This window comes from Edaphobacter sp. (genome assembly GCF_028283685.1).
Classification (GTDB): domain Bacteria; phylum Acidobacteriota; class Terriglobia; order Terriglobales; family Acidobacteriaceae; genus Edaphobacter.
On sequence record NZ_JAPWKF010000007.1, the window covers coordinates 356778 to 370287 of the forward strand.

Sequence of the window (13510 nt, forward strand, 5' to 3'; positions counted from 1 at the left end):
AGAGGAACAGGCTAAGCGTGACCAATCGCAAATGGTATTTCGTTGTGATGGTGGCGGTGGCGATCGCCATCAGCTACTTCGACCGGCAGACGTTGCCGGTCGCGATCGCCGCCATCCAACACAACATTCCGTTGTCCAACCAGCAGTTCTCTTATCTGCAAACAGCATTTCTGCTCGCCTACGCCGCCATGTATGTGCTGGGTGGCAGGCTGCTGGACGCGCTCGGAACACGGAAAGGCTTCTTGCTCATCATGGTGTGGTGGTCGATCGCCTGCGCCCTGCATGGTCTTGCCACTGGCTTCACGTTGCTGCTCTTCTCTCGCCTGTTATTGGGTGGAGGCGAGGGAGGAGCTTTTCCCGCAGCGACGCGCGTCGTCGCCGAGTGGATCGAGCCGAAGGAGCGCTCGACCGCCATGGGGCTGATCAACGCAGGAACTGCCGTCGGTTCCGTGCTCGCTCCTCCCATCATCGGTTTTATTCTGCTCACCAGCGGGTGGCGCACCATCTTCCTCGTCGCTGGAGCAGCAGGACTCGCATGGGTCGTGTGGTGGGCCATCGCCTATCGCTCCAACTCCATGACGCTCTCTTCGAACACCGTGGACGCCCGCGTCCTGGGTGCTGGTATAGGACTCGGCAAGGTCATCTCCATGCGTCGCGTGCAGGCCTTCGTCTTCGCCAAATTCATGTCCGACTCCGCCTGGTACTTCCTGCTCTTCTGGCTGCCCAAGTACCTCTACGACGTACGCGGCTTCGACATCAAGCAGGTCAGTTACTACGCCTGGATTCCCTACGCAGCCTCGGGTGTGGGAAGTTTCATCGGCGGCTGGGCCTCCTCGCGGCTCATCCAGAACGGCCGTTCCATCGATGTATCCCGCAAGCTTGTCCTCGGCTGCTGCGCCCTCGGTATGCCCGTCGTCATGCTGGTTTCGATCGCACCCGTACAGATCGCACTCGTGCTCTTCAGTATTGCGTTCTTCTGCCAACAGGCATGGTCGGGACTCATCATGACCCTGCCGACTGACGTCTTTCCGCTCACCATCGTCGGCACCGTCGCCGGCCTCATCGGCTTTGGGGGAGCCATTGGAGGTGCACTCTTCGGCCTGGTCGCCGGATACCTGCTGGGCCACGGATTCACTTATGCGACCTTGTTCCTCATCGTTGGAACCTTTCATCTCATCGGCTTCCTCGCCATCCTTCTATTCGCTGGCAGGATTCAACCACTAAGCGCCATTGACCTACAGGAAATTGAGAGCGCCGCATGAAAATCACCGAAGTCCGTACTCGCGTCGTCCAGTGGGAAGGCAAGACCGTTCCCCTTCCCCCACACTTCTGCACCAATCCCATGGATCTCGTCTCCTTCCGCGAGGCCTCGATGGGGAACTTCGCGTTTCACAATTGGCTTGTGGTCGAGATCTTCACCGACAACGGTCTCATCGGCCTGGGCAACGCCGCGCTCTCGCCCATGGTGACCAAGCAGCTCGTCGACATCTACCTCAAGCCGCTGCTTCTCGGCGCAGACCCGTGGGACGTCGAATACCTCTGGCAGCAGATGTACCGCCGTACCCTCGCCTTCGGCCGCAAGGGTGTAGCCCTCACGGCGATCTCTGCAGTCGATATCGCACTGTGGGATCTCATGGGCAAAGACGCCAGGCAGCCGGTCTTTCGCCTGCTGGGCGGTCGCACCAAGGAAAATATCCCCGTCTATGCGAGCCGGCTCTACGCGATGCCCATCCCCGAACTTCGCACCGAGGCACAGAAGTACAAGGATGAAGGCTACAAAATGATGAAGTTGCGCTTCGGTTGGGGTCCGCTCGACGGCGCTGCTGGAATGCAGAAGAACATCGAACTCGTACGCAATGTCCGCGAGGTCATTGGCTACGACATCGATCTCATGACCGACGCTTACATGGGGTGGACACTCGACTACGCCAAGCGCATGCTGCCTCTGCTCGAACCCTTCCAGCTGCGCTGGCTCGAAGAGGCCGTCATCCCCGACGATACCCGCGGCTACAAGGAGTTGAAGAGTTACGGCCGCATTCCCATCGCAGGCGGCGAGCACGAGTTCACCATCTTCGGCTTCCGCGAGCTGCTCGAAAACAACGCGCTCGATGTTATCCAGTTCGACACCAATCGTGTCGGCGGTATCAGCCAGGCTCGTAAGATCTGCGCGCTGGCCGAATCCTTCCAGATTCCCGTTACACCGCATGCTGGGCAAATGCACAATTATCACGTCGTCATGGCGAGCCTTAACTCACCTATCGCCGAGTACTTCCCGCAGGTCGACGTCGAGGTCGGCAACGAGCTCTTCTGGTACATCTTCGACGGCGAGCCCACGCCGACCAATGGCACCATCAATCTCGACGATAACCTGCCCGGCCTCGGCCTCACCGTCAACGAAGAGTCGCTGAAGCGATTCCATGTCATCGAATAAGGAGCCACCACGATGCGTTTCGTTCAACTTGCTAACGGCGACCTGCGTGGTGTCGCGCTCGTCGAGGAGCCTCACCTCATCCTGCTCGCGGAGGTCACCTCGGTCTACCAGCTTGCACAGCGTGCGCTCACGCAGAAGCTTCCGCTGACGAAGCTCGCACAGTCGCTCGCCACCGGCGACCGCATTCTCTACGACGACGTCTACGCGCAGAACTCAGCGTGGACGCTGCTTGCACCAATCGATGTGCCGGGCGCGCCGCAGAGCACGCTCGTCTCCGGCACCGGCCTCACGCACCTCGGCAGCGCACGCGAGCGCCAGGCGATGCACACGGAGACGACGAAGAAGTCCGACGCCGAGATGACCGACAGCATGCGCATGTTTGAGTGGGGTCGCGAGAAAGGCCGGCCCGAAGCAGGCGAGATCGGCATCGCACCCGAGTGGTTCTACAAGGGTGACGGCGCGAGTATTCGCGCGCCGTTTGCCGCGCTCAACATTCCCGGCCACGCAGAGGATGGCGGCGAAGAGGGCGAGATCGCCGCGATCTATCTCATCGATAGCGATGGCGAACCGCATCGCATCGGCATGTGTACCGGCAACGAGTTCTCCGACCACGTCTTCGAGCGCAAAAATTACCTCAACCTCGCGGGCTCCAAGCTACGCGTCTGCTCGCTCGGGCCGGAGATCGTCATCGGCGCAGACTTCGCCGATGTTCCCGGCAAGGTGCGCGTGCTGCGCAATGGCGCGCCGATATGGGAGAAGAACATCCGCACCGGCGAAGACAACATGTGCCACTCGCTCGCCAACCTCGAGCATCATCACTTCAAGTTCGCCGGACACCGCCAGCCCGGCATGCTGCACGTCCACTTCCTCGGCGCGGATGCCCTCTCCTGCGGTGACAACGTAAGCCTCGCCGCAGGCGACGTCACCGAGGTCAGCTTCACAGGATTTGGCCGCCCGTTGACCAACACCATCGCCGCCGATGAGACCATGTCCTCAGCCGTCCGCGTACAGCCGATGGCATAAGGAGCCTGAATCAATGTCGAAGCAAACAGTAGCTCTTCTCGGTATCGGAACCATGGGCCGCGGCATGGCGGCAAACCTGCTGAAGGCAGGCTTTCCCCTTACCGTCTACAACCGCACACGCGAGAAGGCTGAGCCGCTCGCCGCGCAGGGCGCAACCATCGCCGACACGCCTGCCGAAGCAGCAAAGAATGCCGACGTCGTCCTCTCCATCCTCTCCGACGACGATGCTTCGCGCGCAGCCTGGCTAGGCGATAACGGTGCGCTCGCAGCAATGATGGCAGGCAGCACCATCGTCGAGTGCGGCACCCTCTCGCCGGAGTGGATCGCAGAGCTGGATGCGAAGAGCAAAGCCAAAGGCATAGGTCTCGCTGAAGCTCCAGTCACCGGCAGTCGTCCGCAAGCCGAGGCAGGCCAGCTCACCTTTCTCTGCGGATGCGAAGATGCCACGCTCGACAAGGTGCGCAGCGTGCTCGAACCCATGAGCAAAGGTATCGTGCATCTCGGCCCTGTCGGCAGTGGCGGACAGTTGAAGCTCATCAATAACTTCCTCTGCGCAGTGCAGGTCGCATCCTTCGCGGAAGCGCTTACGTGGATCGAACGCACCAGCCTCAATCGCGAACAGGCACTCGAGATGCTGAAGACCGGCGCGCCCGGCAGCGGCATCTTCAACGCCATGAGCCAGCGCATGACCGACCGCACCTACGAGGTCAACTTCCTTCTGCGCCTGTTGAACAAGGACGTTCGCTACGCCGAGGCAGCAGCAGCAGAGCACGGCGTCACGCTCACCACCGCAACCGCCACACTCAATCTCCTCAATCAGGCGGAGCAGCAGGGCCTCGGCGAGAAGGATATGTCCGCCGTCTTCGAGGTCGTACGCGAATCGCGCGACATACGCGAAAGCAATACATAGCAATACCGGAGGGTCTTCCCATGCGGCACTGGATCATTGCGGGCGCCATCGCCTGCGCCACACTCACCTCATCGCAGCTTCTGGCGCAGTCGCAACCGGCCTTCCGCAATACGAAGCTCCCCGTCGAAGACCGTATCACCGACCTCATCGGCAAGCTCACGCTCGAGGAGAAGGCGCAGCAGCTCAACCACACCAACAAGGGTCTGCCGCGCCTCAACCTCCCAGCCTGGGGCGGTTGGAACCAGACCCTCCACGGCGTGTGGTCGAAGCAGCCAACAACGCTCTTTCCCATCGCCACCGCCATGGGCGCAACCTGGGACCCTGATCTGATCCACACCGTCGCCGTCGCCATGAGCGACGAAGGCCGCGCTCTCTATAACGCCAAGGCAGAAGGCCCGCGCACCACCCACGGCCTCGTCTTCCGCTCGCCCGTCATCAACATCAGCCGCGACCCGCGCTGGGGCCGCGTGCAGGAGGTCTTCAGCGAAGACCCCTACCTCACCGGGCGCATGGCCGTCGCCTACGTCCGCGGACTGCAGGGCGACGACATCAGTCACCTCAAGCTCGCGGCCACCGTCAAGCACTTCGCTGTCAATAACGTCGAAACCGGGCGTCAGCACCTCTCCGCTACCGTCGATGAACGCAACCTCTTCGAGTACTGGCTCCCCCACTGGCGCGATGCCATCATGGAGGCGCACGCCCAGTCCGTCATGTCCAGCTATAACGCCATCAACGGCACGCCCGACGCCGTCAATCACTACCTGCTCACCGACATTCTCCGCGGCAAGTGGCACTTCGATGGCTTCGTCACCGACGACCTCGGCGCCGTCGAGCTTCTCTCCAGCACACGCCACAACGAAGTCGGGCAACGCTTCTCCGAAGACCCCGTCTACTCCGCCGCCATGGCCATCAAGGCAGGTAACGACTCCGACGATCCCGAGTTCGAGACCAACCTGCCCCTCGCCGTCCAGCGCGGAATGCTCACCGAAAAGGAGATCGATCGCGCCCTGCGCAACGTCCTCCGCGTCGGCTTCCGCCTCGGCGCCTTCGATCCACCCGAGGACAGCCCTTACTCGAAGATCGGCATGGACGTCGTACGCTCGCCTGAGCATCTCAAGCTCTCCGACCAGCTCGGAGCTGAGTCCATGACCCTTCTTCTCAACCGCCAGAACTTCCTCCCTCTCGACAAAGCGAAGATCAAGTCCGTCGCAGTCATCGGCCCCGCCGGTGGCGACGACTACGAGACCGGCAATTATTACGGCACGCCATACAGAAAGGTCAGTGTGACGCGTGGCCTTGAATCGTTGCTTGGCAACAAGGTCAAGGTTGAGTATGAAAAAGGTACAGGCTACATCGATTCGCTCGACCAAAAGGCCATCGACCGTGCGGTCGAGCTGGCACGTAAGAGCGATATCGTCGTTCTCTGCCTTGGCACCAATTTAAAGGTCGAAGCCGAGGGTCGCGACCGCCGCAATCTTGACCTGCCTGGCGCGCAGGAGCAGTTACTCGAAGCGGTCTATGCGGCCAACCCCAAAACCGTACTTGTCCTCGAGAATGCCGGACCATTGGCCGTCACCTGGGCGAACGATCACCTACCAGCCATCCTTGGCGCCTGGTATCCCGGCGAGGGAGCAGGCGACACCATCGCTCGTACACTCTTCGGCGACAATAATCCCAGCGGCCACCTGCCTTATACCGTCTACCAGAGCCTTGATGGCGTCCCGCCGCAGAATGAATACGACGTCAGCAAGGGCTATACGTACATGTATTTCAAAGGCCTTCCCCTGTACCCGTTTGGACATGGCCTCAGCTATACAAGCTTTTCCTACAGCGGCCTGAAGGTCGCACGTTCCGCTGCCGGGCTTACCGTATCCTTCGCCATTAAGAACGTGGGCGAGCGTGCGGGAGCAGATGTCGCACAGCTTTACACCCATCAGCGGAGCAGCTCGACCTATCAGCCCATCAAAAGCCTCCGCGCCTTTGAACGCGTACTTTTGAAGCCAGGTGAAACCAAGCTCATTTCATTCGAAGTTCCTTACAGTCATCTTGCTTTCTATGACGTAAAGATTCACGACTTTCGCGTCGAACCCGGAACCTTCGATATCCTGATCGGATCTTCGTCTGAAGACATCAGGCTTCGCAGTGAAGCAAACATCTCTGAAGCCATCAGAGCTGCGAAAAAATAGACGACATCACGCTCGCACCTGGCGACTGGGTGCGAGCGCTTGGCTGGTCGTCGATCTCTGCAATACGCTCGTGCAGCCATCCCGGCCAGCAGACAGGTATTGCATGCACAAGCCTCTCAATAAGTCGCCCGGCCCCCGCTCAAGTCGAAGACCGCGCCCGTCGTAAACGAGTTCTCCTCTGACACCAGCCACGCAACCATCGCGCTCAACTCCTCCGGCATTAAAAAACGTCCGCGAGGAATCTTCGAGAGCATGAAATCGATGTGCTCCTGGCTCAGTTGCTCAAAGATGCGGGTCTTCGCCGCAGCCGGGGTAATGCAGTTCACCGCAATGTTGTAGCTCGCGGTCTCTTTGCCCAGCGACTTGGTCAACGCAATCACCCCAGCCTTCGACGCGCTGTAGCCGGACGCCGTCGGATTCCCTTCTTTACCCGCGATCGAAGAGATATTCACGATGCGTCCATAGTTGCGTTCCATCATGCCTGGCACAATCGCGCGGCAACAGAAAAAGACCCCGGTGAGATTAATCTCCATCACCTGGCGCCATGCGTCGACGGGATACTCCCATGTCTTGAAGTTCGGCCCCGCAATTCCGGCGCTTGCCACCAGGATGTCGATCGCTCCGTGCTGCTTGACCGTGTTCGCTACAGCAGCATTGACGCTCGCTTCATCCGCAACATCCACGACTTCCGTCGTCACAGTTCCAGCTACCTGCAGCTTTTCCCAAGCGTCCTTCAAAAGCGCCGGGTCCTTGTCCCACAGCGAAACCGAGGCACCGGAAGCCAACATCCGCTCTGCAATGGCAAACCCCAGGCCCTGGGCACCCCCTGTAATCACGGCATGGCGTCTATTCAGGTCGATATGATTCACATCTGTCTCCGCGGAATAGTTATAACGCAAAGTGATTGCATATGCAGCCCCTTGTCTGCACAGATAACACCATATTCAAGAAGACCCAAGTCACGCTCATACCGGAATGGATCCCGCGCGCTGCCCGTCCGACAATCTACACAACCTGGGGGCAACGTCCTCGGGATCACTTCAGGGTGTACGTTACTCCGGTGGTGAACTGGAACGAGTTGCGGCGGAAGCCCTCCGGCGGGTTACCGAGGTAGTTGTCGGTGTTCATCACAGAAAAGTTCAGGCGCTTGTAGAGGGGGAAGACAAAGCCGGCCGACGCGACGCCGGAGTAGGCCTGGATGACGTTGAAGGTTGGGTTCAAACTCACGGATTCGTTGAACTTGATGTTGTGCGGGAAGACACGGCTCCACGTCTCTCCGATGGAGGCGCTCACCAGATTCTCGCTCGGCGTGCCCAGCCCGCTGGTGATTCCGTTGTAGAACAGCTGCTGCTCATACTGCAGACTTGTCCGGAACGAGAGATCGTTCTGTGGCGTTCGCAGGATCGCCCAGCCGATGCCCGCGCCATAAGCATGTTGCAGCTCCAAACCAGAGCCGAAGTTGTGGTCTGCTCTTCCATTCACCAGGCCGAAGACCATCGGCGAGAAGAACTTGTCGTACTCCAGGTCGCCGTGGAGAATATTTGTCTTCGTCACCGATTCCGTCTGGTAGACGGTTCCTCCGGAGATGATCTCCGGGGCCTTCGCCAGGCCATAGGTTCCGCTCAGGTTCAGAATCGTCTTGCTTCCGGCCGGCAATCCTGCAATGGTGGGGATCGCTCGCACCAGTCCGACGCCACCAGTGTAGGTCTGCGAACTATTCGTCGCGCTAACCAGCGCCGCACCCAGGGTCACGGTGCCATTCCATCCGTAGAAAAAGTCCGACTGGTTGTGCAGTTCGCGTGTGTAGGCGGCCTCTTCAAGCATGAAGGAGATATCTTTTACCGGGAACTCACGCACCTTATTCTCCGGCAACAAGACAGAGAGAGTCTCGTTCTCCAGCTTGATTGTTCCCACCGGCACCTGCTCCGCGATGTTCTTCTTCTTCAGCTTCTGTGTGGTCAATCCCGTGGCAAACACCGTAGCCGTATGCATTGACTTGATCTTATTTAGCGGGATCGTGAGATCGCCCAGCACGTCGTCGTGGAAGCTCACATTCCCATAGACGACCTTACCGACTTTGCCAGTGAGGGCATCACCGTTGCTCAAGATAATTGCATCCTGATCGCCCTTAGTTTGATTGTCCGTCGCTTTCTCTGCCTCGGTGGCCTGCGCTCGCATCTGTCTGCCGGCAGACAGCATCACCATCCAAACCACCATCCAAACTATGTGCAGCGTACGACTCGACCCCAAGAGACCCGTATTTCTTCTAACCATGACTTCTATGATGACAAAGCCTCGCCTGATGCGATGCACAGGCGAGACTTCTACCTCATTCCCCAATGCTGCGGCGGCCCCGTCGGTATAGAGCTTTGATTCACAATGCCGTTCTTTTCTAGGCCCGGCAATTGCTGAATCAGCCTGCTCCAGGAAGCATGAGAGGATTCTCATCCTCGCCACGGGCTTAGTGACCGGAAGCCCGTGGGCGCTCGTGGCGGTGTCGGATTGGAGTTCTTAGGATGCCCCCTGATCAGCCGCGCCGCCAGCCGGACCCGCGAATCACCGAGCAGAAGTTTCCCCGAATGAATGCAGGGTCCTTGTCCGCAAGCACGTCGGCTTTGACGTTTCCAAAAGTCGTCTCCGGCTTATGCTTTATGCCATCGTAGAAAGCCTGGATGATGTCCTCCTTGAAATCGGGGGTGCGCGGAAACTCACTCACAACAGCATGTCTCTCCTGCTCGCTGAACTTGTCATAGGTCAGTCCAAGAACATCCATCTCCACCCCCGCGGTGACAAGAGCAATCACAGGGTCCATGTACTGAGGGATGCCAGGTGTCGTATGCAACGCAATCGAGGTCCACACCGTCCTCGCATCGTCGAGCGAGATGCCGCGATCCGTCAGGAAGCTGCGAGCCGCGTTAGCGCCATCCACCTCAAAGCGATCATGCTCACTGCTGAAAGTCGGCATCAGCCCCAGATCGTGAAACATTGCACCGGCATACAGAAGCTCAGGATCAAAACGCAGTCCCTCACGCTCGCCGGTGATCGCCGCGAAGCAGTACACGCGTGAAGAATGATTGAACAGTAAGGGGGTCTCGTTGTCCCGAATAAACTCTGTGATCTCCTGGCTTAGTCTGCTATCGGGTACCCGAATATCCATGCCGTGCTCATGTGCCGCAGTCTTCGTCATCTCGCATCTCCTATGGGAATTCCCCATAGGAAGAACCTATCGATTCCCCATGCTGGACGCCATGACACCGTTGCAACGATTTCGGACATGCAAGGGTCCCACTCTATCCCTTCATGCGACCGAATCGTTGCGCATAATCGCCAGCAGAGATACCCAATGTGCGAACGAACGCCCGGCGCATCACTTCAGCGGAGCTGAAACCGCACTCCGCGGCAACTTCCTTAAGGCCCTTGGTCGATGTATCGATGAGCGACTGCGCGGTTGCAACCCGGAGGCGCTCCACAAAGTGCGCCGGGCTCATGGCGAGTTCACTATGGCAAATACGCGCGAAGTGACGCTCGCTCATTCCCATTCGTTCAGCAAGCGTCTCCACCGTTAGCTTCGATTGCAGATGATCCTGGATCCACACCTGAAGCTCACGGAGTGGACGTGACGCTCCGAATTGCATCGAAAGCATGTGGCTGAATTGAGATTGATCGCCAGGCCGCACAAGAAACATCACCAGGAACTTCGCAATACGCAAGGCTGCTTCGTGCCCCTGATCCTCCTCCACCAGCGCCAATGCCAGGTCAATGCCCGCCGTGATTCCCGCCGAAGTGTAGATGCCCTCATCCTTTAGGAAGATGGGCTCTGGACAGACCTCTGCCTCCGGAAATTCCTGCGCAAGGCGCGCGCAAAAGCTCCAGTGCGTTACAACTCGTCTCCCGGCGAGCAGTCCGGCCTGTCCTAAAACAAATGCACCGGTGCAGATGGCAGCCACTCTGCGGCAAGTTGGAGCGACTCGCTCCAGCCACGCCACCAGCTCTTCATGCGGAACTCCGGACTCAGCTCCGGGTCCACCCACAACGACCAGTGTGTCGATCGGCCCCACCAGTTCGCTCAATGGAGTAGCTTCGCCAAGAGCAATACCTCGACTCGTCATCACCGACCTGGTATCACCCGGCGTCGCAAGGAGAACCTGATAATCGGGAGCATTGGAGAAAACCTCCAATGGCCCAGTAACATCCAGAATCTGAACGGGAGGCGGCCCTACGATAACGACTCGCTTCATAGAGATGATTCTATGGGGCGGCTCGGTCTCCAACTCAACCGGCTGTGCCACCTGTCCATAAAGTCGAACCGATCTCTCTACTAAAGAAAGCAGGCGCTGATCAGGAGCGTCATAAGTACCACAGACGTAATCACCACGTATGTCTTGTCGCGTTCCAATGCAAAACCCACAACAGACAAGGCGACGCGCATCACCGGCGTCGCGAGCAGCAGCAGGATTCCAAGCTGCACAACAGCCAGTTCCCTCTTCCCTGCCGGCTGCGCATAAGGGGAGACGATCTCCCGAACGATCTCCACTGGCGAAAGGAAGGCAGAGCTCGTTCCACGAAATGTTGCGAACGACACACTATGAGAACCGTAAGCCCCAAGGTACCAGGCTCCGCCGATAACACCCAGAATCGCTGCACCTGTAATGCCGATGCGCAAGGTCGCACTGATAAGAGATTCCAGCGAATAGCTTTTCATGGCCTGTTACTTTCCTCCATGCAGACCGTGTGCAATCATTTGGACCGCAATGACGGCCACGACGATGGCAAACAGACGCCGCAATGTTTTTACCGGAAGATGGGCCAGGAGCCGCGCTCCCAGAATGGATCCGCAAAGAACGCCAAGCATCACCGGTAATGCGATCAAGGGCTGGATATAGCCTCGCTTGAGATAAATTGCAGCACTTGCCACAGCGGTAACCCCGATCATGAAGCTGCTCGTCGCAGTCGACACTTTGAAGGGCATTCCCATCACACGGTCCATTGCAATCACCTTGAGCGCTCCGGAACCGATTCCCAGCATCCCCGAGAGCATGCCGGCGACATACATCAGGCCAAAACCAGACTTCGCACGCGAGACACGATACGCCACGTCCCCCTGAGGCGAGGTATAAACACCGGCCAGCCTTAGCCTCTGAGCCAGCGGATCAGCTGGCCCAGTGACCACCTGCTGCTTCTGGGGCTGCACAACCTGCCAGGCAGAGTGCAGAAGAACCAGGCCAAACAATATCGCCAGAGCGCTCGTTGGAGCTTTGCTTGCGAGTAGTGCACCGGCGATGGCGCCCACCGTCGTCGCAACCTCAAGGAACATACCGATCCGTATATTCGATAGCCCATCCCGCACATATGCAGCCGCAGCACCTGACGATGTAGCGACAACAGACACCAGGCTCGCACCAATGGCATAGCGGATATCCACGCCAAGCAGGAGGGTGAGCGCCGGTGTGACGACGATACCTCCACCAAGCCCGGTAAGCGCTCCGAGCAAGCCTGCTGCGATAGAGATAGCGAATACGACCAGCACAAAAAAATGAGCCGACATGATTTAGACCTCATGAAGCGGACGCACGACGGGCGCCAGTTGTTCCACCCGTCGTGCGCCGGCCTCTTCGTTCAGCCCGCGATGATAGGCTGCTTTTCCGTTGGGATTTTCTTGAGTGCCGCTGCGTCGAGATGCAGATGCGCTGAAGCCATCTCCGGCGGCATCCGCCCAATCCAGTTATTCAGCGACACGTCCACGAACCGCGGCGCTTTGAACATCTCCAGAAAGACAAGATCGGTCTCGCCCGTGTTCTCGATGTAGTGCCCTGCCACTGCGGGCACAAAGCCAACGTCATTGGCAGCGAAGTCCATCGTCCGCGCCCGGCCCTCGGGCATCACGATCGTCATCCGTCCATGCCCCTTGAGCCAGAACTGCCACTCGGATGCATTTGGATGCCAGTGCAGCTCGCGAATGCCGCCCGGCTTGATCCGCACCAGCGCCGAGGCGATGCTGCTGTTCACCGGGAAGTTCGTCGAATCGACGATACGGACTTCGCCGCCTGCACCTTTGAAGGCCGGCTCCATCGAGCCCATCCTGAAGGTGTACTGCTGCTGCGCCGCGACCTTGCCGCCACCGATAACACTCCGATCCGCGGATAGCGACTTCGGCAGCTCAGACGGGAAGATGTACAGCTCATTCTTTGGAAGCTTTGCGATGTCAGAGGACGAGAGCCGCATGTTTTTTTTCAAAATCTCAGGAGGCACATGCGCCATAAACTCCGAGATCAGAAAGGTGCCGTCCTCCGAGAATCCACCCTCATCGAAGACGAGCAGGAACTGGCATCCATCCGGGCCCAGGCCCTGAATCGAGTGCGGGTATCCCGCCGGAAAGAACCACAGGTCGCCCTCCCCAACGTCGTCGATGAACATCGTTCCGTCGGGATTCATCACCGTAACCCGTGCGCTTCCGTACTCCATGATCGCCCACTCATTTGCCGTGTGCCAGTGCAACTCGCGGAAGCTGCCCGCGGTAAGACGCATGTTCACGCCCGCGATGTCCGCCGATGGTGGAAGCTCGCGCTGAGTCACCTGGTGCGTCCAACCGCCTTCTTCGACACGCTTGCGCGCAAGGTCAAAGGAGTACCAGATCGGGCCGATATCGCCGTGGTCTGTGGGCGGCGGTGTGTTCGTATTCGGATTGATCCCAAACAGTGTGCTGTTTACAGGTCCCGGGTTACTCGAAGAATGATCGTGTTCGGCACCATCCGTATCCTGCGCCTGCTGCGCGAGTGCGGATGTCGAAATCGCAGCGGTCGCAAGCGCGGCAGATCCGGCGCCAATGAACGCTCGCCGCGACAATGCAGTATTGCTCGTTGAGGACTCGTCTGGACTTTGCATGGAAGAACCTCCTTGAAGGACCGGGTTCCTGATCCCTGTCCTGCAATCGATTAGAGGTCCCCTCCAGTATTCTGTCCA

At 58.9% G+C, this 13510-nt stretch carries 12 protein-coding genes; 5 read left to right on the top strand and 7 right to left on the bottom strand.

Features of this window, described 5'->3' with window-relative positions; genetic code table 11:
* Window positions 1–17: 17 nt before the first annotated feature.
* The 5 genes from PW789_RS12280 to PW789_RS12300 are packed head-to-tail and all read left to right on the top strand — an operon-like array spanning window position 18 to window position 6550.
* Window positions 18–1262: an MFS transporter gene (locus PW789_RS12280; RefSeq protein ID WP_299376659.1), complete on the top strand. Its 1245-nt coding sequence runs from the start codon at window positions 18–20 to the stop codon at window positions 1260–1262.
* Window positions 1259–2431, top strand: a complete 1173-nt coding sequence (locus PW789_RS12285; RefSeq protein WP_299376663.1) for an L-rhamnonate dehydratase — start codon at window positions 1259–1261, stop codon at window positions 2429–2431. Before PW789_RS12280 ends, PW789_RS12285 begins: the two co-directional genes overlap by 4 nt.
* Window positions 2432–2443: 12 nt before the next feature.
* Window positions 2444–3454 carry an AraD1 family protein gene (gene araD1 / locus PW789_RS12290; RefSeq protein ID WP_299376666.1) on the top strand — a complete coding sequence of 337 codons (1011 nt, stop codon included), beginning with the start codon at window positions 2444–2446 and terminating at the stop codon, window positions 3452–3454.
* A gap of 13 nt (window positions 3455–3467) precedes the next feature.
* Window positions 3468–4364: an NAD(P)-dependent oxidoreductase gene (locus tag PW789_RS12295; protein ID WP_367182550.1), complete on the top strand. Its 897-nt coding sequence runs from the start codon at window positions 3468–3470 to the stop codon at window positions 4362–4364.
* Between the two features lie 20 nt (window positions 4365–4384).
* Window positions 4385–6550, top strand: coding sequence for a glycoside hydrolase family 3 C-terminal domain-containing protein (locus tag PW789_RS12300; RefSeq protein ID WP_299376672.1), 2166 nt, complete (start codon window positions 4385–4387; stop codon window positions 6548–6550).
* Between the two features lie 116 nt (window positions 6551–6666).
* Here the strand turns inward: PW789_RS12300 and PW789_RS12305 are convergent, their stop codons facing one another.
* The 7 genes from PW789_RS12305 to PW789_RS12335 form a co-directional block, all read right to left on the bottom strand.
* Complete coding sequence (locus PW789_RS12305; RefSeq protein ID WP_299376675.1) at window positions 6667–7419, bottom strand: SDR family NAD(P)-dependent oxidoreductase; 753 nt, start codon at window positions 7417–7419, stop codon at window positions 6667–6669.
* 166 nt (window positions 7420–7585) lie between these two features.
* Window positions 7586–8656 (bottom strand): DUF481 domain-containing protein, encoded by a 1071-nt coding sequence (locus PW789_RS12310; protein ID WP_299376678.1) that lies wholly within the window; start codon window positions 8654–8656, stop codon window positions 7586–7588.
* A 421-nt stretch (window positions 8657–9077) separates the two neighbouring features.
* Window positions 9078–9737: an HD domain-containing protein gene (locus PW789_RS12315; RefSeq protein WP_299376681.1), complete on the bottom strand. Its 660-nt coding sequence runs from the start codon at window positions 9735–9737 to the stop codon at window positions 9078–9080.
* 103 nt (window positions 9738–9840) lie between these two features.
* Entirely contained in the window at window positions 9841–10788 is a 948-nt protein-coding gene (locus tag PW789_RS12320) for a DJ-1/PfpI family protein (protein WP_299376685.1), read from the bottom strand.
* Window positions 10789–10868: 80 nt separating this feature from the next.
* Window positions 10869–11252 carry a DUF1634 domain-containing protein gene (locus PW789_RS12325; protein ID WP_299376688.1) on the bottom strand — a complete coding sequence of 128 codons (384 nt, stop codon included), beginning with the start codon at window positions 11250–11252 and terminating at the stop codon, window positions 10869–10871.
* Between the two features lie 6 nt (window positions 11253–11258).
* Window positions 11259–12095, bottom strand: a complete 837-nt coding sequence (locus PW789_RS12330) for a sulfite exporter TauE/SafE family protein (RefSeq protein WP_299376691.1) — start codon at window positions 12093–12095, stop codon at window positions 11259–11261.
* Between the two features lie 71 nt (window positions 12096–12166).
* Window positions 12167–13432: a cupin domain-containing protein gene (locus PW789_RS12335; protein WP_299376694.1), complete on the bottom strand. Its 1266-nt coding sequence runs from the start codon at window positions 13430–13432 to the stop codon at window positions 12167–12169.
* Between the last annotated feature and the right edge of the window lie 78 nt (window positions 13433–13510).